The following is a 20,441-nucleotide window of genomic DNA, read 5'->3' on the forward strand; positions in this document are numbered from 1 at the left end:
CCACCCGGCACCGAATCCCGGGTGCGCGTGACAGTTTCGCGTCTCGAGTAAGCAGTGAGGCTCCAAGATGCTCGGCGAGACCATTGGGATCCAGCCACAGCGACACCAGGACCGAAGCGTCCACCACGAGAGTCGTCAACTGCGGTCGGTGTTCAGGTCCTCGAGAATGTCGTCGACGGTGGTCGCCGGATTGGCGCTCGCCGAGGCGCGAGCATCAGCGAGCCAGTCCTCCAAGGTGGGCTGGGCGGCAAGGCGCTCGAGTTCGGCGACCAGGTACTCCTGCAGAGACCGCCCTGACCGTGCCGCGCGATCGGCGAGCACATCCCGCGTGTGGTTCGGAACGTGGCGAATCGTGATCGACACAGGCATGCATGCATTTTAGCGGCACCTTCGGTGGTCCTTCGTGATGATGCCGCCGTGCGCATATCGTGGGTCGGACGTAGGCAAAGCAGTGGAGCTGTGTTGGCGGCGGCAAAGCACGTTCCGCGTTTCGAAGAGTGGGCGAGGATGAGCGACGACACACAGCGACGGCGCATCGGCCGCAACGACGCACCCGTCGAAGAAGAACTCGAACGCAGTTTTGAGGCCGTGGTCACCGAGGGTGCCGAACGCCTGCATCGCACAACGCGCGCCGTCATCATCACCGGACTCTTCGGCGGGATCGAGGTATCGGTCGGCATCATGGCGATGCTTGCCGTGCTCCACGAGACCGGAAATCACCTTCTCGCCGGCGTGGCCTTCTCCATCGGACTCATCGCCATCTACCTCGCGCACAGCGAATTGTTCACCGAGGACTTCCTGATGCCGATCGCCGCAGTCGTGGCGCGGGACGGCAAGCTTCGTCACCTGGCCAAACTGTGGGTCGGCACGCTCGCAGCCAATCTGGTCGGCGGCGCGATCATGATGTGGATCGTGACCCGCGCGTTTCCCGAGTGGAGTTCGACGCTGGCCGAATCGGCCGAATACTTTGTCAACGCGCCTCTCAATCTGCAATCCATCTGCCTGGCAGTGCTCGGCGGGAGCACGATGACCCTGCTGACCCGGATGCAACAGGGCACCGATTCGCCCGTCGCGCGGATCATTGCGTGTGTCGGCGCGGCCTTTCTACTTGCCGGCCTCCAACTCTTCCACTCGGTACTCGACTCGCTGCTCATCTTCGGCGGCATCTTCTCCGGAGCCGACGTCAGCTATGCCGATTGGCTCGGATTCTTCTGGTACGCAGTGCTGTTCAACATCGTCGGCGGAGTCGTGATCGTGACATCGCTGCGGCTCTTGCGGACGAAGGAGTTGGTCGAGGAAGAGCGCAAGGAAGGAAGTAACTACAGCGACGGGTGAACGATCGTGATTGTCGACCAACGCGTCGAGCAGCCGACGCCCGCTGATACGAGCCCAATCCGCTGAATGCCGCCGTGAACTGGGCGTTCTCTAGTGGAGTTAGGGGAAATCGAACCCTTGACCTACTCGATGTGAACGAGGCTTCCGGGGTATTTGCTGCGCCAAACCTGAGTTGGTTGTGTGTGAACCACTGCGGTCGCGAAGTTGGTTTCGCTGGCGCCTGGAAGCGGCCTTTGGGCCTGTTGCGGACTGCCCTCTGCTTCAACATGCGATCACCGCTAGGCAGTTCGAAGCAGGTGCCGTAGCGAGTACTCGTCTGGTTCCTCGGCCAACGCTGTCGACGCGTGCCTTGATCGAGTTCGGGAAGGCGATCGCCCTTGGTTGACAATTGGGCGGTTCCCCGGGGCGCCGACATCCGTCGCCAACTCGTCGAGCGAATTCGCCATCGACGCCTCTCCGCGCTCGGCTGCGAGCTATTCAGCGGCTTGTCAAGCAATCCATGTACTGTTGACTACTTACTTGTTGTGGATTCAGTGACCGTCCGTATGGGAGGGGCAGTCCATGGGCGCCGGATTTCTGGCTACTCAGCTCGACAAGCTGATGCTGCGAGGCAAGATGAGTCCTGCTGACACCGACATCAACGACCTCCCCGAACGGACTGGCGCCGAGATCGCTGCAGAGCTGGGCGGACGTATGCTTCTGAGGTATGTCGAGCATCCGGATGAGGTAGGACGAACCCACCCGACGTTCGTGTGTCCGACGCCTTACTCTATGGACGAGGTGTATCAATGGCTTGCTCTGCCGAAGCCGTTGAGTGTGCGTAGATGGGTTGTGGTACTTGACCCAACTGGTATTGATTACGTTAAGGGACCAAAGGAGTGCTCCCTGGGCGGAGGTATCGAGTACCTGCTGCCCAACGGGTATGAGTCCGGGGCAATAGCTTCACCCGGATGGGCTGTGGAGGTTCGGTGAAATGGAACTGATTGACACGGAAATCCGTGAGTCGGTCGTGACAGCCACGGAGAAGGCATTTCACGAATTCGGTGCGGAAACCGTCTACTTGGGGATCGATAGACATGGCGTCACAGAGTCCGTGGCGCTGCGTCGCACTGCCGATCCTGACGTTCTTGTGTTTGTAGCCCTGGCTGCATGGACTCCGCAAGCCGACGGTCATTCGCTCATGATTCAGTCCTCCTACGCGGTGAAGAACCTCGCTTCGACAGTGCGTCGAGAGGTCGACACGATCACGATTGCCGAGGCCGAGCAGCATCGGGAGCTCCATACTCTGGTGATGCGTGCCGTAGAGTCCGCATTCCGAGCGAGCGACAAGCTGGTAAAAAGTCCGCCACCCGCTGATCAACCGCTAACTGAGGGACTGCTTAGCTCTGAGGCCTACGAAGGGCTTGCGCGGGCAACGTAGTAGAGCGGCACCGCCCGTCCCACAAGAGATGTGGCAGATCGGAGCAAAGCTCAGCGATCTCGTTGGGACTTGTGACCGACGTCCTTGCCGCAGATTGAGCGCGCTTCGAGAGTGCCTTCACCCTGCCTGTGGACAGCACACCAATCCTAGGTTTACGGTTGGCCGGATGACGAAGCGGCGCCGTACCAACGGTGCCGGGCAGCAGCGCCCTTTCGAGGCTCCGAGTCGCGTGGTCACCTCCAACGCCTGCTCCACCGCTCGACGTACAGGTCAGAGCTTCACGGGAGCAATCGTAGTCGCAGGGCGCGACTCGCCGGGCGTGCCCTGGCTGTGCCCTTCAGGTTCGGCCAGACAGACGACGAGACCCCTAGCTCCTGCTCCTTCGCAGGTGAGAGGGGGTCTCGCGATTGTGGAGCTAAGGGGAATCGAACCCCTGACCTACTCGATGCGAACGAGTCGCGCTACCAACTGCGCCATAGCCCCGGGCGGTCTCTCGACCGGCCGCGTGTCACTTTATCAGTCGATGCCGAGCACATCCCAAACGCACCCGGAGCCGGATAGGCTTCGGGTGTGGCGCAGATGTCCGACCAGCAGATCGCGACGGTTCTCGACAATGCCGTGGCCGGGATCAACCCCGTGCTCGACGCCCTCGCCGAACGCGACCCGTTCGGTCTGAAGGGTCACACCTTCCACGACCATGCGGACGACGAGTCCGGTCTGGAACGCACCAAGCATCACGCCGCCCGATTCCTGAATGCCGCCGACTGGCCGGGCACCAAGGGGTGGTCGGAGCGTCCGATGAACAAGCGGGCCAGCTGGTGGGTCAGCCGCATCGGCACCATCAACACCGGTGCCGTCGCGTTTCCCGGCATCTTCGGAGCGTGGACCAAGAAGCTTCCGGTCGCGTCGGTCCTGGGGTTCGCGAATCAGGCGATGGTCCTCGTCGCGATCGCCCGCGAATACGGCGTCACCGACCGCGCGAAGCAGGTGCGTCTGCTTGGCGCGGTGCTGTGTCAACGCGACCTCGTCGATCCGGACGTGGGCGTCGAATCGAAACCGGCGCTACCGGCAGAAGGCAAGGCGCGCAAGAAGTCTCTGACACGGGCTGTCTGGGACACGGCCAAGACCTTGCGCGCCATCAGCGACGAACTCGATCGCCGACCCCAACCGATCTTCTTCTTCCGGATGCTCGCCTGGATTCCGCTGATCGGCGCGCCGGCTCTGTATATCGGTGAGCGGCTTGCGCTTTCCCGTGCGGTGAAGCGTGGTCGTGCGTGGATCGTCGCGCACCCCGACACCGTCGAGCCCAAAAAGGCCGACGACGAGTCAGGCGAGGCAGAACACGCCGGTTAGGGACGCACCGTCACGGCCAGGTGTCGAGATATGCGCGGTAGGTGCCGATGGGTAGCGTCGCGTCGTAGACGAGTTGCCCGCTGGGGCTGAATTCGGAGATGTGCGGCGCAGTTCCCCAGCTGCCGAACGTGTTTCCGTTCGACAACCCCTGAGCGTTGCCGGTCGCGGCCGCCGACAATCCGGCTGGATGCCTCTGCGCCCGAACCAGATGCGCTGTCCGACGCTGCAGGTCGAGGCGAATCCACTTGATGCTCGACGTGCCCAACTGCTGGGTGCCGGTGATGTTGTTGTCGAAGACGCGGATGGTGTTCGGGCCGGCGTATTCGGCGTCGTGCTGGCCGTGCATGGCCACACCCGCGCCCAGCTTGAGATCTGAATGTTTGCCGCCCAGACGCCAATTCACTTTGCCGCTCCGGATGTCCACGTTGTAGATCGCGCTCAGATTCCGGAACGAGAAGAGCAGGTTGCCCGACGGGTCGAGCACGATCGAGTTCATGTGGTACGGGTCGAAGGTGGACCCGAGGACGGCGTTGCGCGGGTCGCCATACCGCAGCGCCGTCTCCGACACTGGGATGTGTGCGTGCGATGACCATTGCAGGACAACACGTTTGGTTGCGACGTCGATGACGGTGGCCACGCAGTCGAGGATGGTGCCGTTGCGCGGTCCGCCGACCGAACTCAGGTCGGCGGCGATCGGGACGTACGACGTGATGAGCGCCCGACCGTCCGGGGTCAACCGGAACTCGTGGACGTCGGACTTGAGGCGTCCGGGCGTCACGGTGGTGATCAGACGGCCGCGGGTGTCGGTGATGTAGTTGACGCCCTCGCCGTGCCCGCCACCGCCGCCGCCCTGCCACCAGGTGAGCACCTTGCGGCCCTGGTAGACCTGGGTGCGGAAGTTGGAGACGCTCTGGCCCTTCGGCGGGACGTAGCGCCACACCTCTTTGCCCGACTTGTCGACGATGATGTTGGCCTGCCCGAACTGGTCGAGCCCCGGGCCGCCGACGGTGAACGGCACCGCCGCGGCCAGGCCGCTGGTGTAGAAGATGTAGCCCGGCGCGCCGCCCGGTCTGTTGACCTGCACCGTGTAGGTGGGCGTTCCGAACGGCAGGGTCGGCAGCGCCGTGGCGTCCGGCGCGAGCAGAGCACTCACGCCGAAGACTCCGGCGAACAACAGCGCAATGCGCGCCACCAACGTTTGACGGTGCATGACGACCCCCTTCGAGACAGACGAATGCATGATTCGCCGCATCCGACGCCGGCGCAACGCGGACATGCCGGGCAAAGCGGATCAATCAGGGCGGTTGCTGCAGCTTCCGGAGTTGCGATCGGGCGGCACAAAACACCAGGTTTCCGCAGATTCGGTCAACCGTGCCACCTGCCAACCAAGCACTTGCTAGGTTCGGCGTCATGCCGTTGACCAAGCCTGCCTTCCGCCGCGCTGCTCTGAGCGCGCTCCTCGCTGCAGTTCTCGCGGGATCGTTCCTTGCCGCGGGCAATCTCCGCGCCGAACCGCTGCCGGTGACGTTCAACTTCTTCGCCGGCATCCCCGCCGAACTCGCGCATCCGGGCGGCTCGCTGCCAGGCTCCAACGACTTCGCGTGCAAACCGTCGTCGCGGCATCCCCGGCCGGTGGTGCTCGCGCACGGCACGGGCGGCTCCCAGCAGACCAACTGGGGAACCTACGTGCCGCTGCTCAAGAACGAGGGGTACTGCGTCTTCGCCCTGACCTACGGCGCGCCGACGTACCTGCCGTGGCCCGGCAGCGCCATCGGCGGCATGGGCACGATGGAGGACAGCGCGAAGCAGTTCAAGACGTTCGTCGACAAGGTGCTCCGCGCGACCGGGGCGTCGAAGTTCGACGTCGTGGGGCATTCGCAGGGGACCGTCGTGCCCGCGTACTACGCGAAATACCTTGGTGGGCGGAACAAGATCGGCAAGTATGTGTCGCTCGCCCCGGCCTGGAACGGGACGACGCTGGCGGGCACCGACCTCCTGCTGCCGTTCTGGCGCGGGTTGGGCGTCAGCGCAGAGCAGGTTCCGGTCTGCCATGCGTGCTTCCAACTCGATCCGCAGTCACCGTTCCTACGCAAGGTGCGCGCAGGGGGTTACTACCTCCCGAACGTGGAATACACCAACATCGCCACCCGCCACGACGAACTGATCGTCCCGTACTGGCTCGGTCTGCCGCCCGGCCGGAACACGCGCAACATCGTCGTCCAGGACGGATGCCCGGTCGACTACACCGAACACGCAGGCGTCGCGGGGTCGCGCCGGGCGGCGTACTTCGTACTCAACGCCCTCGACCCGCAACACCCACGTCCGGTCCCATGCGACCGCGCAGCGCCATTCACCGGTGCTGCATTCTGATTCGACGAGTCCCATCCGCTCCCTGAGCAGGCCTTCCACCCGCTCCCTGAGGTGTCCCCTTACGCTCCCTGAGGTGCGAGCGGAGCGAGCCTCGAAGGGGCCGGTGAGACGACAATGTCATCTCACCAACGGCTTCGAGGCTCGCGCCTCAGCCATCGACAGGGGCGCTCCTCCCGAGAACGCGCTCAGGTGGCCGCCGTGACCTGCTCGGTCGGCGTCGGACTTTCGCCGGCAGAGGAATCCGGTTTCGGAGCGACGGCGTTGCGGCCCGGTGCGGCGGCGAACTCGAAGGCGATGAGCACCAGGACGGCGATCACCGCGGTCCAGAACACCACCAGACCTGTGGGGAACTCCCAGAACACCAGGACCAGGCCGGCCGCCACCGCGATGGTCACCCGCACCGGGATGCGGATGCGCCACAGCGTCTGCTCGATGTTGTTGGGTTCGCGCTTGCCTCGGCCACCCATCAGAGCGGCGTGCCGGAACGCGTCTCGGGTCGCCGACGCCGTGCGCGACGGACCGCTGAAGAAGCTGATGATCGCGACGGCGAGCGCGATCACGGCAACCACGCGAAGCGGTACTCGCAGCGGATTGATGAGCGTGTCGAAGATGTAGGACGCCGCAGCCGGGGACAGCACGTCGGTCGGGATGGCGTGGAGGTAGAACGACCGTCCGATCAGCAGGCCTAGTGCCAGCGCGAACATGGCGATCAGGAGTGCGACCGCGACGGTCGTCACCATGGCGCGTCGTCGGCCTGCACCGACCAGGGCCACCGCCCCGATGGCGCATGCGAGCGCGATCCACGGCAACCAGGTGCCGGCGCGGTCGAGTACGTGGAAAGTGTTCTGCGCCCGGGCAAGTGGCGCCGACTGGACGATGACGAATTCCTTGTTGATCGTGGGAATCCTTGCGGCGAGCGAGAATCCGCGTTGAACCAGCCTCTGCTTCACCTGATCGATGATGGGGCCGAGCTGGATACTGATCGTGCCCGCCTTGTCCATCTTGACCGCGGCGTTCTTCGGGTCGGCGCTCACGAGACCCAGAATGCGTTCCTGGGCACGCTTGTTCGCGTTGATCCACAACGTCTGGAAGTCGGGGGATCGGACGAACTCGCTGACCGTCTTGTTGATGTACGACGTTGCCTGCCCGGCGATGACCGGTGCCAGTCCGACGAAGGCCGCATCGATTCGAGGCCGGTCGGCCGGTGTCGCGTCGACGATCTTCTGCAGCGCGTCGCCGACCACCGCTTCGAGATTCAGCTGGTCGTTGATCGCGGTCGTGATGGAGGTGATCACCTGATCCTGAACCGCTGGATTCGCCGCGATCGGCGTCACCATCGCGACATAGCGGTCGGTGTTGATGATGTCGTTCTGGATGTAGCGGGTGACCACGCCGAGGATCGCCAAGAGGGCGCACACCACGACCAGGAAACCGGCGACGATGCGTCGGCCCAGGTGCCGGGGGAGTTTGTCGTCCTGTTTCGACTCGGCGTCGGTCTTCGCACGCAGCGACGCGACCTCCGCGCGCAGGCGCTCGAGTTCGGCACGTTCGTCGGCTTCTAGCTTGTTCAGCGGAGCGGTCACGACCGGTGTGGTCTTTGCGGGCTCAGGTGAGTCGCTGGTGATCTCGGTGGTAGGGGTCGCGTCGTCGGAGTCGGTACTCTCCGACGATGAATCGTCCGCGGGTGGTGGCTCGGTGGTCATGGCGCTCCTGTGGACTCAAGTGTCGCGAAAACCGTACTTCGTGGTGGTGCTCCGAACAGGTCGGTCGGAGAACATCACACAGACAATCGCACGTGCGACGGCGCGGGGCATCCCCCGTCACGTGTGAGATCGTCGCGTCGATTCGTGCGTCGGCGGCGTCGTCGATGGGGTAGAAATCCAGAGATGCGCCAGTTTCGAGTGTTCATGACGATGATCGTGTCGGTCGCACTCGCTGCGGCCATGCTGGTGCTGGTCGGCCCGACGCCCGCGCGCGCAGCGGTACCAGACCTCGGACCCGGGTTCCAGTTCGGCGTCGCACAGTCGGGATTCCAGTCCGAGGGCTACAACCGCGACTCCAACTGGTTGCGCTACGGCAAGCAGGGCAAGGTCGACCAACCGGTCGGGAGGGCGGTCGACTTCTTCCACCAGTATCGCGGCGACATCGCCCGCGCCAAGTCGCTCGGCGTCGGGATCTATCGGACGTCGATCGAGTGGTCGAGGGTGCAGCCCGCGCCCGGTCGTTACGATCCGGCGGGCTGGGCGTTCTATGACCGCGTGATCCGTGACGTCGTCGACTCCGGCATGCGACCGATGATCACGCTGAATCACTGGGTGCATCCCGGCTGGGAGGTGGATCGGGGCGGATGGAATCGGGCCGGGATGGCCGCCGATCTGGTCGCATTCGCCAACCGTGCGGTGAACCGGTACGCATGGGCCAATCCGCTCTGGATCACCTTCAACGAGCCGACCGAGTACGTGCGTCGCGAACTGATGTACGGCGGTGTGCGACCCGAGAATCTCGGCCGAATGGTCGACGGGATCATCGCGGCCCACCGCGCAATCTACCGTCACATCCACGCCGTGCAGCCGGGCGCGCAGGTGTCGTCGAACTTGGCGTACTTCCCGGTGCCGGGCGTCCAGTCGTGGTTGGAAAGTCTCTTCCCGGAACGACTTCGAGACACGCTGGACTTTGTTGGCGTAGACCATTACTACTCGTTCTCGGTGACCGATGCGTCGGTGGCATATGGCGCGACCGGTGAGTTCTGGAAGAGTTCGCAGGCGCCGGAGTCCATCTACTACGTCCTTCGTCATGTGGCGCAACGGTTTCCGGGGAAGCCGATCCGGGTGGTCGAGAACGGTCTGGCCACCGATCCGCGAGGTTGGCGAGCCGACGGATACCGTCGGGGCGATCATCTGCGCGACACCGTGTACTGGTTGCAACGCGCCAAGCAGGACGGTGTGCCGGTGGTTTCGTACAACTACTGGAGCCTGACGGACAACTACGAATGGGGTGACTTCGACGCGCGGTTCGGTCTGTACACCGTTGACGCACAGGGTGATCCGTCGCTGAAGCGCCATGCCACCGATGGCGTTGTCGCTTATCGTGCAATCACGGCCGCCCGCGGCGTTCCGGTGGGATACCGGCCCACCCGCATGCCTGTGCCCTGCTCGCTGGTCGCCGTTCCCGACAGCTGCACCCATCCAGCGGTGGTGCGCTGACCACGAGGGTCAGGGGAGTCCGAGCAGGCGTAGTCCAGCGGCTGTTGCGGCGGCCAGGATCACGACGACGGCGATCGGCGCCTTGCACAGCGCGGCTACGACGCCGACCCCGACACCCGCGGGCCGAGCCCAGCCGGCGAAATCGTGGTCGACGAACATCGTGCCGGTCACGGCAACGGCCACCAGCAGGACGATCGCGGCGCGGTCGAGAAGGGCCTCGGTGGCGGACGAGATCGTGATGCGGTTGCGCAGCGTCGGACCCGCGAGCCGGATGAGGTAGGTGCCAACAGCGAGCACCCCGACAGCAATTCCCAGAGCCCATCCGCTCATCGCAAACCCGCCTCGTCGACCTGTAGGAATTCTGTACCCCGGGGCTCTGCCGAGTGCACAGTGCACCCGACGACGCTCCCAGGTACAGATTTCGGCGGACGACGCAGCGCTTCGAGGGCGGCGAACCCGGCGAGTGCGCCGAGGATCGGCAGGCCAGCTGGGGTGAACGGCGTGAGCATAAGTGCGACAGCGCCGCCGACGAGTGCCGCAAGCAGGGTTCGACGATCACGCAACGCTGGGATCGCGAGTGCGGCCAGGAGTGCGGGGAAGGCGGCGTCGAGGCCGAGCGCCTCCGGCGACGCGATGACGCCGCCCATTGCGGCACCGATTGCCGCACCGGCCGGCCAGGCCACGAGAATGCCTGCGCCGCAGAGTAAAAACGCTGCGCGAGCCCGTCGGGGATCGCGTTCCGCAGTGGTCAGCGCCGCCGTCTCGTCGTTGATGAGGTGGGCTCGAATGAGCAGACCCCGACCGCCTGGCAGATGTTTGCCGACCGCCAGCCCGTAGCCGAAATTGCGTGTGTTGACCAGGATTCCGGCGAGTGCACCGAGAATGGGGGCGCCGCCGGCGGCAAGGATTCCGACAAAGACGAACTCCGACGACCCTGCCAGCACCACGGTCGCGATGCCGACGATCTGCCACCACGTCAGCCCCGCGCCATGGGCCGTGACGCCGTACGACGCGCCGATGACGAGAACCGACAGGCACATGACGGCCACCGCACGCACCGTCGAGCCGTCTAATGTTCTCCAAGCCGAACGCATGTCCACTATAATGAACACATGACACCTGTTCGTCAAGACGGACACTCGTTCAATGAACCGAACGACTCGCGCCGCGCGACCGCCGATCCCAAAGCGCTGGTCGCGGCGTCGCTCAAACGTGAGCGCACCAGGGCGGGGCTGTCGATCGGCGAACTCGCGCGACGTGCGGGTATTGGCAAGTCGACGTTGTCGCAGCTCGAGTCGGGCGACGGAAACCCCAGCGTGGAGACGTTGTGGGCCCTCTCGACTGCCCTCGGAATACAGTTCTCGGCACTGCTCGACTCGCCGACCCCGACCGTCGAGGTCATCCGCTTCGGCGGCGGTCCGGTGATTCCAGCAGCCGACGCCGACTACTCGGCGACGCTGCTCTCCACCGCGGCGCCCGGATCACGCCGGGACATGTATGTCATCCGGGCCGAACCCGGCAAGCCGCGGATATCGGCGCCGCATGCGCGGGGGATCGTCGAACATGTCGTGATCAGCGCAGGCCGCGCCCGACTCGGACCGACCGACGCACCGGAGGAACTCGGACCCGGTGACTACATCTCGTATCCGGGCGACGTGGAGCACGTTTTCGCGGCACTGGAGCCGGGCACGGTCGCGGTGATGCTGAGCGAAGCGTTCTGACGGCCAAAGGCGACGTGGGTCACAGAATTGGCCGTGCGACTACTAGACACGTAGGGTGGTCAGCGGTGACGCGCCCGATGGGCGACGTCAACGCGTCGTAGAACGCTGATTCGCAGCGCGGCCGCAGGACAAACAGACCCAGTCCGCAACCCGGCCCCTGCTCCACGACTTCGTACGGCGAACGGACCCGCACACCTGCGTGTTCGCCATCTGAGCACCTGAGATCGACCGGCAATGGCCGCGATCGGAGCGTGCCTCAACGCAGAAAGCAGTACATGACCACATTCGAATCCCTCGGTGTGCCCGCAGAACTGGTGAAAGTTCTTGCCGCCGAAGGTAAAACCGAAGCATTCCCGATTCAGGCCGACACCCTGGGCGACACCCTCGAGGGCAACGACGTCCTCGGTCGCGGAAAAACCGGCTCGGGTAAGACCCTCGCCTTCTCCATCCCGCTGGTCGCGGGTCTGGCCGAGTTGAAGGTCGCCCGCACCCCGGGCGCGCCGACCGGCCTGGTCCTGGCCCCGACCCGTGAGCTCGCAACGCAGATCGCGGGCGTCGTCGAACCGCTCGCGGCGGCCGTCGGCCTGCGCGTGACCACCGTGTTCGGTGGCGTCAAACAGGCCCGCCAGGAGCAGGCTTTCCGGCGTGGCGTCGACATCGTCGTCGCATGCCCGGGCCGTTTGGACGACCTGATGAAGCAGGGCATCGTGACGCTCGACGACGTGGAGATCACGGTCATCGACGAGGCCGACCACATGGCCGACCTCGGTTTCTTGCCGGTCGTCACCCGGATTCTGGCCGCGACTCCCGCCGACGGACAGCGCCTGCTGTTCTCGGCGACCCTCGACAACGGCGTCGACAAGCTCGTACGCCGCTTCCTCGACAACCCGGCGATGCATTCGGTCGACGAGGCCAATTCGCCGGTCGCGGCCATGACCCACCACGTCTTCGAGGTGTCCGCGAGCGACAAGGCGGCGCTGATCACCGAACTCGCGTCGGGCGCCGGGCGTCGAATCCTGTTCACCCGCACCAAGCATCACGCCAAGAAGCTTGCTCGCAAGCTGACCGAGGGTGGCATCCCGGCGGTGGACCTGCACGGCAATCTCAGTCAGCCCCAACGTGATCGGAACCTGGGCGCTTTCGGTTCCGGTGATGTGCGCGTGCTGGTCGCGACCGATGTCGCGGCCCGCGGCGTGCATGTCGACGACATCGAGCTCGTCGTGCACGTCGACCCGCCCGCCGAACACAAGGCGTACCTTCATCGTTCGGGCCGTACCGCTCGTGCGGGCAGCGCAGGCGACGTGGTGACGGTGTGCCTGCCCGACCAGCGGCGCGACGTCGCTGCTCTGCTGCGCAAGGCCAAGATCTCGGTGTCGCCGACCGTGGTGTCGCCGACCTCCGAGGCGGTCGGCGTCCTGGTCGGCGAGCGTGCCGCGCACGTCGCACCTGCGCCGGCGAAGGCTCCGCAGGCGCGCTCCCAGTCGGGCAAGTCCCAGCCGGGTAAGCAGCGTCGACGCGGTTCCGGCCGGTCACACTCGGGTGCCGGTGCGGCGGATGGTCGTCGCAGCGGTGCCGGGAATGCGCGCCGGACCGGACACACCGGCAGCGGACACGCAGGCGGCGGACACGCGGGCACCGGACACTCAGGTGGTGGCGCCCAGGGCGCGGCTCATCGTCGTGCCGGGCAGTCGCGCGGACGCCGACGCGCGGTGCGCGCAGCCGGCTGACCACGTCCATCCAAGCCAAGACGATCCGTTTGAAGTTGAGCCTGGAATCCGGACCCAACGTCGAACGGATGAGGCCTGTCACCAGACTCGTCGGATCAGCGGCCCACCCGCCGCCTGCGGCGGCGATCGTGGAGGCGGGAAGAGGGCCGTGGAGCGCGACGCGGCGACGATGATCCACGAAAAATAGGGGAAGAAACTCGTCCGCTACCCCTGGAGTCCTCCCCGCGAACTTTCTCGCGGACGACTCAACAAGCAGGGGCAGAAAGTAGGGGAAGAACCTTCCCCTACTTTCAGTGGTCCGGTGGCTCGCTGACGTGGCCCGTTCACCTGCCCTTCGAGGTATCCCTCGGCTGGCGCCTCGGGCACCTCCGAGAGCGTGGGGCGGTGGACGCTTATGTGCAGGTCAGAGCGCTAGTCACCGAACTCGTCGAATCAGGCAGGCAGAAACCGTTTGGCGAGTGCCGGAGCCAGCCAGGGTTTGCCACCCCAGGCGAAGGCCCGGCCCGTCACGCCCGCCCACATCGGTGAGCAACGACCGTAGCCGGCCAACAGCGCCGTGGTTGGCTCGACGCTGATGTGGACGTCGGTGGGCCGGGGGTCGGGCGGGTTGATCTCCAGATTTCCCGCGGTGAACTCGTAGATGAACGATTCGTCGGAGCCGCGCAGGTGGATGTCGTAGGTGGCGAAGTGGCCGGCGCAGGCCGAAGCGTTCACCCAGCTCGGCAAGATCTGGTGTCGTCCGCGGGCGATCATCGCCGCCACCTCCGGGTCCACCGGCCATGGCGCGCGGACCGTGCGGGCGATGTCGTGTCCGTGCACCACGAACTCGCCGATGAGGATGCCCAGCGCCGCGTCGGCCCGGATCATCCGATCGCCGTCGAAGTGCATCTTGGGTACCTGCGCACCGAAGTGGGCGACCGCGTCGAGAAGCTCGTCGAGGTCGTCGAGCAGGGTTGCGACCAGGATCGGAATGTCGCGGCTGGTGAGGTTCGCGATCTGTTTCGCGTTGAAATCGGGCACGTCAGCGGCGTGGAACGACCAGTCGCCTACACCGCGGGCCAGGGCGAGATAGCGGGCCGGTGCGGTCGAGACGTGTCCGACGCAATCGGCCACCGTCCAGCCGGGGGTTGCCGAGAGTCGGGCTTCGGGATCGGTGACCGAACTGACGAGTGCGGCGAACTGGGCTGCCGTCGCACGGGCAGCGTCGATGTAATCGAATCTCGAGTACATCTGCGTCATCGGTGGGTCCCCCACATGGGGGACGAGATTACTCCCGGAGGCCGGGGTGTGCGAGGCATCGAATCCGGGTCGTCACCAAACTGAGTTGATCCGTGATCAGATGCGCTGTGGCAGTACAGGTCAGGGATTCTTCGCGCCGACGATCGCCGCACGGACGGCTTCCTGGCACGCCGTGCCATCGGGTGCGCCGACCCCGATGTGGAGACTGCCCGGCTGAGCATCCGCGCCGAAACCGGTGACCGAGAAGCCGTCGTCGGACGTCGGACCCAGCTGCTGCATCGAGGCACGGGCGAGCGGCACCGACAGCGCACTGGTACCGCGTTGTGCGCCCGACACCACGACGATCAGGTGTGTCGGATGCAGAACCACCAGCGTCTGGTGCTCGGAATCGGGATCGACGGCGTTGGCTCGCCGCCCGAACAGCTTGCCGAAAAACGTCGTCGACGGCGGATTGATGCTCCGGGTGATCCAGGCCGGCAGATCGTCGGTGATCTGCAACTGATGTGACTTGGCGTGCTCGCGAAGAGCGGTCGCCATGCCGGGAGCCAGGTCGGTCAGGTCGGCGTGTGTGGTGGTGCGCTGGTATGCCGCTGCCATGGCCCCAGCGTAGATGCCTACCGCGCGAGGAGTCTGCGACGACGAGTCGCAGCGGGTGCCCCGAGTGCCCCGGACTCCAGATCGGCGATCAGCGCGGCGACGGTCTCGGCGGAGTCGGTCTTGTTGGTCCCGATGAAGCCCGACGGTCCGCGTTTGATCCAGCCGGTTACATACATGCCGGTCAGCGGGTCGTCGCCGTCGTACACGCGTCCCGAGCGATGGCTGATGGTTCCGGTCGATTCGTCGAACGGCAGACCCGGAACGGGCCGCCCACGGTAACCCACCGAGGTCAGCACCAGGCTGGTGTCGACAGTGATCGTCGCGCCGGTCGGCTCGACACCTCCGTCTGCGGTGGCCCGATTGCGGCCGAGGACGACGCCGGTGGCCACGCCCTTCGACGAGGTGATGACCTCGAGCGGCGAGGAGAAGAAGGCCAGCCGGATGTGTCGTTCGGCGGGTACGCCACGATCGGCGATCTCGCGCAACAGGTTCAGCTTCGCCGTGTCGGTCGCGTCGCGTGGGATCTGGGGGTCGAGGTGGTCGAGGTCAGCGGGGTCGACGGCCACCGGGACGCCGGAGTCGACGAGTCCGACCAGTTCGGGCAGCGTGAACGCCGCATGTTCGGGGCCGCGTCGACCCGCGACAATCACTTCCTGCACCTGCGAGGTCCGCAGTGCACGCAGGGCCCGACGCGAAATCGTGGTGTGCGCCAGTGCGTCGGGGTCCGACACCAGGATGCGGGCGACATCCAGTGCCACGTTCCCGTTGCCGATGACGAGAGCGCTCTCGCCATCCAGGTCCAGACATTTCCCGTCGCTTCGCTCGCCCCGGTCGAGGTCGGCGAAATCGGGATGGTCGTTGTACCAGCCGACAAACGACGTCGCGCTGGCAACGCCGGGCGCGTCGATGCCGGGGATGTCGAGACGCTTGTCGGTGGGTGCGCCGCCGGCCCAGATGACCGCATGATGCCGTGCGCGCAGCTCGTCGAGCGTGATGTCGCGTCCGACCTGCGTGTTCAGCAGGATGTCGAGCCGGGGGTTGGCCGCGACGTCGTCGAAGAGCCGCATCACCGTGCGGGTGGCCAGGTGATCGGGTGCGACGCCGTATCGAGCCAGGCCGAACGGTTTGTCGAGGCGCTCGTAGATGGTGACCGAGATGCTGGGGTGGCGCAGCAGTTCGTCGGCGGCGTACATGGCCGACGGTCCCGATCCGACGATCCCGACCGTGACATCGCCGTCGACGGCGATCCGACGCGGCTGGTCGATGGGGGCTAGGGGTAACCGCATCGCAGGATCGACGGGGAACCGTGCGCCGACGTCCATCGGATCGGCGTAGGCGGCTGCGTTGATGTCGGCGAACCGCTCCTGGCCTTCCGGCAGGCGGTGGCCGGGAACGATCGCGCCGACCGGGCACGCGCTTACGCAGGCGCCGCAGTCGACACACGTCGACGGGTCGATGTAGAGCATCTCGGCAATGCCGAAATCGGGCTCTTCGGGTGTGGGGTGAATGCAGTTGACCGGGCATGCGTAGACGCACGAGGCGTCACCGCAGCACGCCTGCGTTACGACATGAGGCATGAGTTTGCTTGCTGGGTAGGCGGATTGGTCGAATCAGGCTGCGGTGTAGATGGGTTCGCTGCGGAACCGCGACGACCGGCCGTCGATTCCCAGCACGCGCCAGACCAACCGGGAGATCGGGTTCATCAGGCCGCATTGTTCGGCCAGCATCCGCACGTCGCCGAAGACGTTGCGGCGCACACGCTTGGACTCTCCGGAACGCCAGAAGATGTCCTTCATCACCTCGCGGGGCACGTCGAACTCCTTGGCGAAGGAGCGCGGCGGAACCATGATGGCGCCGAGCAGGATTCGCATCGTGAGGGGGAACATCAACGACAGCGCGAACCGCTGGATGCGGCCCTTACCCGGAACGGTGGCGCGCAAGTGGTTGTGCGCGAACGAGATGTGCCGGGCCTCCTCGGCGACGTGTAGCTGCATCACCGCTGCCATTGCCGGGTGCAGGTTCGAGCGGGTGCGCAGGAAGTCCTTCTGCAAGTGGTCGATCGGCTCCTCGCCACCGAGGACGCCGAAGAAGAAAATGCTCGGGAACGTCGTCGACGCCAGGGGGACCAGCGGCGAGATCAGCCGGTAGCCGACCTTGGCGCCGGGAACGTCCATGCCGATGCGGTTGACCAGTTCCTGAAACATCAGGGTGTGGTTGCACTCTTCCTTGGACTCGTGCGTCGTGTAGCGGAATCGCTTGTCGCCGTTGGAGAGTTTGAAGCTGTACTGCATGAGACCGCGGATCAGGATGGACTCGAACTGCAGTCCCACTTTGGCCACGTTGGCCTGGCGCCACATGCCGATCTTGATCTGCTTGTCCTGCGGCAGGTTCTGGTACCAGGGGTGGCGACCGATGGGGTCCACGTCGTAGGAGAGGATCCACCGCGGATCGTTCTCGACGACCGCCATGTGCGGTGCGTCCCAGTCGATGTCGAGGTATGGATCGAAATTGCGGTGCACCGACGCGGACGACAGGTCGTCGAGGACCTGGGCGTAGTCATCTGCAGCGATGGACTTGTCATGTTCGGGCACGTAACGCACGGCGGCGTCGGTCATCGTCCTCGCCTCTCTCGTCGTCGACGCGACCGAGAGTCGCGTCAGGTGTGTTGGTTGCGAAACTATGTCCAGCGGGGCTATTTGTCAACATTCAATGTCACATTCGCTGATGGCACGGGGTGTCATCGGGGTATCCCGACGCGGCGATGGACGATGATGGTCTCCATGGAGCATGTCCTGCTGGTGGTCCTTGCTGTGCTCGCGATCGCGGCCGTGCACGAACTGGCCCCTCGAGTGCACGTCGCACCCGCGCTGGTGCTGGTCGTATTCGGCGCCGTGATCGGGGTGATGCCCGGCGTGCCCGAGGTCGAGATCGATCCCGAATGGATCCTCGTCGGTGTGCTGCCGCCACTGCTCTACGCTGCGGCCGTCTCGATGCCGACCATGGATTTCCGACGGGACTTCGGGACCATCAGCGCGCTCTCGGTGGTGCTCGTCGTGATCAGTTCCGTTGCGCTCGGGTTCTTCTTCTACTGGCTGATTCCCGGCATCGGTCTCGCCGCGGGTATCGCGCTCGGCGCGATCGTGAGTCCGACCGACGCCGTGGCCACCGCGATCGCGAAACGCATGGGCGCGCCGTCGCGGGTGACGGCGGTGCTGGAAGGCGAGAGCATGCTCAACGACGCCACCGCCCTGGTGCTGCTGCGCTCGGCGATGGCGGCGATCTCGATGAGTGTGTCGTTCGGCGGCGTCGTCCTCGGTTTCGCGTGGGCGGTGGTGGGCGCGGTGATCATCGGCAGCGTCGTCGGGGTGCTCAATCTGCTTGTGCGATCGCGGGTCTCGGATGCGACGGTGAACACCGCGATCTCCTTCACCGCGCCCTACCTGGCGTATCTGCCGGCCGAGCACTTCGAGGCGTCGGGCCTGGTCGCCGCGGTCACCGCCGGCCTGATCACCGGTGCCGGCGCGGCGCGCTACCTGACGCCGCAGCACCGGCTCTCCGACACCCAGAACTGGCACACCGTCGAGCTGATCCTGGAAGGCGGGGTGTTTCTGCTGATGGGTCTGGAGGTGTTCGCGCTGATCCAAGACGTGGAGAGGCACCACGAAGGGGTGATGCGCGCGGTGTGGATCGGACTGGCCGCGCTGGCGGTGACGCTGCTCATCCGAGCGTTGTATGTCACACCGCTGGCCTGGCTGCTGAATCGGGCGGCGAAACGCGGGTTGGCGGTGCGCCCATACCTGGAGACGATGAACGACAACATCACCTCACATGCGAAGACGCAGCGATTGTCGGCGCAGTCGGCGTCGGGTGCCACGTCGTCGGGCAAGCGACGACGCCAGAAGGTCGACCGCCGGCTGCGACGCGCACTGTCCGGTCGAAAAGGGGCAGGCGAACCAGCTGACGTATCGCAGCTCGGACCCGAGACCGCGCGGCTCTACAGTTTGCGCATTCGTCGCCAGATCGCGGACATCGACTACTACCTCGCCGCTCCGTTGGGCCCCAAGGAGGGCACGCTCGTCGTGTGGGCGGGAATGCGCGGCGTCGTGACGGTGGCGGCGGCACAGACGCTGGACCCGGACACGCACTACCGCTCGCTGCTGGTGCTCATCGCCTTTGTGGTGGCTGCGGCGTCGCTTCTGTTGCAGTCGGGCACCCTACCGTGGCTGATCAGGAAGCTCGGGGTCGCCGACAAGCCCGAGGAACTCGCCGCCGAGCACGACCGCCTGCGCGCCGACCTGAACAAGACCGCGCAACGTGTGATGACCGAATCCGATGCGGTGCAACGATTCCCGTGGCTGCGCGCCCGGATCGAGCAGATGGAACGGGAATCCGACGAGGACGAGGACGCCACCGGCAGCGCTCTGGACTACCGCGCGAGTTTCGAGAAGACCCGACGCGCGATCATCGAAGCCCAACGCCGCACCCTGCTCGCGTTGCGCAAACAGGGCACCTACTCGTCGGCCCTTCTCACCCGCGAACTCAAGCAACTCGATGCCGAGGAGATCAGTCTCGACATGCGGACGGAGGATTGACTGGCCGCCGACAGCCGGAGATCACGGGTGGCCAGAAACCGCTGGTGTACATCGGGTTTCTAACTGAACACACGATTTATGGCATCGCGACGCGTCGCGATCACAAAGACCTCACAAATGAGGTCCATGTCGCAGCCCTGCTCCGACGATCCAGGTCGTTGGCTGACGGTCGTGAGCCCGGAAGACCTGGTGGCACGCGCGCTTTCCCCTAGATTTCGCGGTCGGGTCGCTGGCGTTTCTCCCCGATTCGGGGGTTGGCAACCGAACTCGCCGAGTCAGCGACCCACCCGCCACCTGCGGCGGCGACCCTGGAGGTGGGAAGAGCGACGCCGTCCGAAGCGTCCCAAGAAAGTAGGGGAAGAAACTCGTCCCCTATTCTTGGAGCCCTCCCCGCGAATCTTCTCGCGGGCGACTCAACAAGCAGGGGCAGAAAGTAGGGGAAGAACCTTCCCCTACTTTCAGTGGTCCGGTGGCTCGCTGACGTGGCCCGTTCGCCTGCCCTTCGAGGCGGCATCCCTCGGCTGGCGTCTCGGGCACCTCGGAGAGCGGTGGGGTGGTGGACGCTTATGCGCAGGTCAGAGCCCTGTTCGCCTAACTCGTCGAGTCAGCGATTGCTGCCGTAGGGCAGCAGCGCCATTTCTCGTGCGTTGCGAATCGCGGTGGCCACCTGGCGTTGCTCCTGGGGTGACAATCCGGTGACTCGTCGGCTGCGGATCTTGCCTCGATCGGAGAGGAAGGTGCGCAGCAGGGAGACGTTCTTGTAGTCCACCGGGTTGCGACCGTCCACCTTGATTCCCTGTGCGGTCAGTTGATTACGCGCCTTGCGGGCGGGTTCGGCCGCGCGTCGGCGAGAGGGTTTGGGCATCGATGGCTCCTGAGATCGG

At 65.4% G+C, this 20,441-nt stretch carries 19 protein-coding genes and 1 tRNA gene; 9 read left to right on the plus strand and 11 right to left on the minus strand.

Annotated elements, in window-relative coordinates; all coding sequences use genetic code 11:
- Positions 1-135: 135 nt before the first annotated feature.
- Positions 136-369, minus strand: a complete 234-nt coding sequence (locus ACWDTF_RS10420; protein WP_449754347.1) for a FitA-like ribbon-helix-helix domain-containing protein — start codon at positions 367-369, stop codon at positions 136-138.
- 138 nt (positions 370-507) lie between these two features.
- Here ACWDTF_RS10420 and ACWDTF_RS10425 point away from each other — a divergent pair, with 138 nt between their 5' ends.
- The 3 genes from ACWDTF_RS10425 to ACWDTF_RS10435 all read left to right on the plus strand — a co-directional run bounded on the left by ACWDTF_RS10425 (position 508) and on the right by ACWDTF_RS10435 (position 2,755).
- Positions 508-1,335: a formate/nitrite transporter family protein gene (locus ACWDTF_RS10425; protein ID WP_449754348.1), complete on the plus strand. Its 828-nt coding sequence runs from the start codon at positions 508-510 to the stop codon at positions 1,333-1,335.
- Positions 1,336-1,896: 561 nt separating this feature from the next.
- Positions 1,897-2,307, plus strand: coding sequence for a hypothetical protein (locus ACWDTF_RS10430; protein WP_240856412.1), 411 nt, complete (start codon positions 1,897-1,899; stop codon positions 2,305-2,307).
- 1 nt (position 2,308) lies between these two features.
- Complete coding sequence (locus ACWDTF_RS10435; RefSeq protein WP_240856413.1) at positions 2,309-2,755, plus strand: hypothetical protein; 447 nt, start codon at positions 2,309-2,311, stop codon at positions 2,753-2,755.
- 410 nt (positions 2,756-3,165) lie between these two features.
- On the opposite strand, the gene ACWDTF_RS10440 is transcribed toward ACWDTF_RS10435, so the two are convergent.
- Positions 3,166-3,238: transfer RNA gene (locus tag ACWDTF_RS10440), tRNA-Ala, on the minus strand.
- Between the two features lie 87 nt (positions 3,239-3,325).
- On the opposite strand from ACWDTF_RS10440, the gene ACWDTF_RS10445 reads away from it, so the two are divergent.
- Positions 3,326-4,108: a hypothetical protein gene (locus ACWDTF_RS10445; protein WP_433258466.1), complete on the plus strand. Its 783-nt coding sequence runs from the start codon at positions 3,326-3,328 to the stop codon at positions 4,106-4,108.
- Between the two features lie 10 nt (positions 4,109-4,118).
- Here the strand turns inward: ACWDTF_RS10445 and ACWDTF_RS10450 are convergent, their stop codons facing one another.
- Positions 4,119-5,318 carry an arylsulfotransferase family protein gene (locus ACWDTF_RS10450; RefSeq protein ID WP_449754349.1) on the minus strand — a complete coding sequence of 400 codons (1,200 nt, stop codon included), beginning with the start codon at positions 5,316-5,318 and terminating at the stop codon, positions 4,119-4,121.
- Between the two features lie 200 nt (positions 5,319-5,518).
- Between ACWDTF_RS10450 and ACWDTF_RS10455 the strand changes: the two genes are divergently transcribed.
- Positions 5,519-6,478 carry an esterase/lipase family protein gene (locus ACWDTF_RS10455; protein ID WP_240856415.1) on the plus strand — a complete coding sequence of 320 codons (960 nt, stop codon included), beginning with the start codon at positions 5,519-5,521 and terminating at the stop codon, positions 6,476-6,478.
- 185 nt (positions 6,479-6,663) lie between these two features.
- Here the strand turns inward: ACWDTF_RS10455 and ACWDTF_RS10460 are convergent, their stop codons facing one another.
- Positions 6,664-8,181 carry a hypothetical protein gene (locus ACWDTF_RS10460; RefSeq protein WP_355275144.1) on the minus strand — a complete coding sequence of 506 codons (1,518 nt, stop codon included), beginning with the start codon at positions 8,179-8,181 and terminating at the stop codon, positions 6,664-6,666.
- A gap of 183 nt (positions 8,182-8,364) precedes the next feature.
- Between ACWDTF_RS10460 and ACWDTF_RS10465 the strand changes: the two genes are divergently transcribed.
- Positions 8,365-9,681 (plus strand): family 1 glycosylhydrolase, encoded by a 1,317-nt coding sequence (locus ACWDTF_RS10465; RefSeq protein ID WP_240856417.1) that lies wholly within the window; start codon positions 8,365-8,367, stop codon positions 9,679-9,681.
- Between the two features lie 9 nt (positions 9,682-9,690).
- Here the strand turns inward: ACWDTF_RS10465 and ACWDTF_RS10470 are convergent, their stop codons facing one another.
- Positions 9,691-10,011 (minus strand): AzlD domain-containing protein, encoded by a 321-nt coding sequence (locus tag ACWDTF_RS10470; protein WP_240856418.1) that lies wholly within the window; start codon positions 10,009-10,011, stop codon positions 9,691-9,693.
- Complete coding sequence (locus ACWDTF_RS10475; RefSeq protein WP_240856419.1) at positions 10,008-10,775, minus strand: AzlC family ABC transporter permease; 768 nt, start codon at positions 10,773-10,775, stop codon at positions 10,008-10,010. Before ACWDTF_RS10475 ends, ACWDTF_RS10470 begins: the two co-directional genes overlap by 4 nt.
- Positions 10,776-10,793: 18 nt before the next feature.
- Here ACWDTF_RS10475 and ACWDTF_RS10480 point away from each other — a divergent pair, with 18 nt between their 5' ends.
- Positions 10,794-11,402, plus strand: coding sequence for a helix-turn-helix domain-containing protein (locus tag ACWDTF_RS10480; protein ID WP_240856420.1), 609 nt, complete (start codon positions 10,794-10,796; stop codon positions 11,400-11,402).
- A 275-nt stretch (positions 11,403-11,677) separates the two neighbouring features.
- On the plus strand, positions 11,678-13,129 hold the full coding sequence (locus tag ACWDTF_RS10485) for a DEAD/DEAH box helicase (RefSeq protein ID WP_240856421.1): 1,452 nt from the start codon (positions 11,678-11,680) through the stop codon (positions 13,127-13,129).
- 432 nt (positions 13,130-13,561) lie between these two features.
- Here the strand turns inward: ACWDTF_RS10485 and ACWDTF_RS10490 are convergent, their stop codons facing one another.
- The 4 genes from ACWDTF_RS10490 to ACWDTF_RS10505 form a co-directional block, all read right to left on the minus strand.
- The gene (locus ACWDTF_RS10490; RefSeq protein WP_240856422.1) at positions 13,562-14,368 is read right to left on the minus strand and encodes a maleylpyruvate isomerase family mycothiol-dependent enzyme; all 807 of its coding nucleotides are present in this window, start codon (positions 14,366-14,368) and stop codon (positions 13,562-13,564) included.
- Positions 14,369-14,488: 120 nt separating this feature from the next.
- On the minus strand, positions 14,489-14,965 hold the full coding sequence (locus tag ACWDTF_RS10495; protein ID WP_240856423.1) for a hypothetical protein: 477 nt from the start codon (positions 14,963-14,965) through the stop codon (positions 14,489-14,491).
- Between the two features lie 17 nt (positions 14,966-14,982).
- Positions 14,983-16,542, minus strand: coding sequence for a 4Fe-4S binding protein (locus ACWDTF_RS10500; protein ID WP_433258478.1), 1,560 nt, complete (start codon positions 16,540-16,542; stop codon positions 14,983-14,985).
- A 33-nt stretch (positions 16,543-16,575) separates the two neighbouring features.
- Positions 16,576-17,580: an AurF N-oxygenase family protein gene (locus tag ACWDTF_RS10505; protein WP_240856425.1), complete on the minus strand. Its 1,005-nt coding sequence runs from the start codon at positions 17,578-17,580 to the stop codon at positions 16,576-16,578.
- A 165-nt stretch (positions 17,581-17,745) separates the two neighbouring features.
- Between ACWDTF_RS10505 and ACWDTF_RS10510 the strand changes: the two genes are divergently transcribed.
- On the plus strand, positions 17,746-19,557 hold the full coding sequence (locus ACWDTF_RS10510) for a cation:proton antiporter (RefSeq protein WP_449754350.1): 1,812 nt from the start codon (positions 17,746-17,748) through the stop codon (positions 19,555-19,557).
- A gap of 604 nt (positions 19,558-20,161) precedes the next feature.
- On the opposite strand, the gene rpsR is transcribed toward ACWDTF_RS10510, so the two are convergent.
- Positions 20,162-20,422: a 30S ribosomal protein S18 gene (gene rpsR, locus ACWDTF_RS10515; protein ID WP_240856427.1), complete on the minus strand. Its 261-nt coding sequence runs from the start codon at positions 20,420-20,422 to the stop codon at positions 20,162-20,164.
- Positions 20,423-20,441 lie beyond the last annotated feature (19 nt).

Source organism: Gordonia sp. NPDC003422 (assembly GCF_053588675.1).

What these genes read in the sequence shown, in the direction of transcription:
- ACWDTF_RS10495 (WP_240856423.1), bottom strand. Translation starts at nt 14,965, where the DNA reads ATGGCAGCGGCATACCAGCGCACCACCACACACGCCGACCTGACCGAC.
- rpsR (WP_240856427.1), bottom strand. Translation starts at nt 20,422, where the DNA reads ATGCCCAAACCCTCTCGCCGACGCGCGGCCGAACCCGCCCGCAAGGCG.
- ACWDTF_RS10510 (WP_449754350.1), top strand. Translation starts at nt 17,746, where the DNA reads ATGGAGCATGTCCTGCTGGTGGTCCTTGCTGTGCTCGCGATCGCGGCC.
- ACWDTF_RS10490 (WP_240856422.1), bottom strand. Translation starts at nt 14,368, where the DNA reads ATGACGCAGATGTACTCGAGATTCGATTACATCGACGCTGCCCGTGCG.
- ACWDTF_RS10420 (WP_449754347.1), bottom strand. Translation starts at nt 369, where the DNA reads ATGCCTGTGTCGATCACGATTCGCCACGTTCCGAACCACACGCGGGAT.
- ACWDTF_RS10455 (WP_240856415.1), top strand. Translation starts at nt 5,519, where the DNA reads ATGCCGTTGACCAAGCCTGCCTTCCGCCGCGCTGCTCTGAGCGCGCTC.
- ACWDTF_RS10475 (WP_240856419.1), bottom strand. Translation starts at nt 10,775, where the DNA reads ATGCGTTCGGCTTGGAGAACATTAGACGGCTCGACGGTGCGTGCGGTG.
- ACWDTF_RS10450 (WP_449754349.1), bottom strand. Translation starts at nt 5,318, where the DNA reads ATGCACCGTCAAACGTTGGTGGCGCGCATTGCGCTGTTGTTCGCCGGA.
- ACWDTF_RS10425 (WP_449754348.1), top strand. Translation starts at nt 508, where the DNA reads ATGAGCGACGACACACAGCGACGGCGCATCGGCCGCAACGACGCACCC.
- ACWDTF_RS10505 (WP_240856425.1), bottom strand. Translation starts at nt 17,580, where the DNA reads ATGACCGACGCCGCCGTGCGTTACGTGCCCGAACATGACAAGTCCATC.
- ACWDTF_RS10435 (WP_240856413.1), top strand. Translation starts at nt 2,309, where the DNA reads ATGGAACTGATTGACACGGAAATCCGTGAGTCGGTCGTGACAGCCACG.
- ACWDTF_RS10485 (WP_240856421.1), top strand. Translation starts at nt 11,678, where the DNA reads ATGACCACATTCGAATCCCTCGGTGTGCCCGCAGAACTGGTGAAAGTT.
- ACWDTF_RS10470 (WP_240856418.1), bottom strand. Translation starts at nt 10,011, where the DNA reads ATGAGCGGATGGGCTCTGGGAATTGCTGTCGGGGTGCTCGCTGTTGGC.
- ACWDTF_RS10500 (WP_433258478.1), bottom strand. Translation starts at nt 16,542, where the DNA reads ATGCCTCATGTCGTAACGCAGGCGTGCTGCGGTGACGCCTCGTGCGTC.
- ACWDTF_RS10465 (WP_240856417.1), top strand. Translation starts at nt 8,365, where the DNA reads ATGCGCCAGTTTCGAGTGTTCATGACGATGATCGTGTCGGTCGCACTC.
- ACWDTF_RS10430 (WP_240856412.1), top strand. Translation starts at nt 1,897, where the DNA reads ATGGGCGCCGGATTTCTGGCTACTCAGCTCGACAAGCTGATGCTGCGA.
- ACWDTF_RS10460 (WP_355275144.1), bottom strand. Translation starts at nt 8,181, where the DNA reads ATGACCACCGAGCCACCACCCGCGGACGATTCATCGTCGGAGAGTACC.
- ACWDTF_RS10480 (WP_240856420.1), top strand. Translation starts at nt 10,794, where the DNA reads ATGACACCTGTTCGTCAAGACGGACACTCGTTCAATGAACCGAACGAC.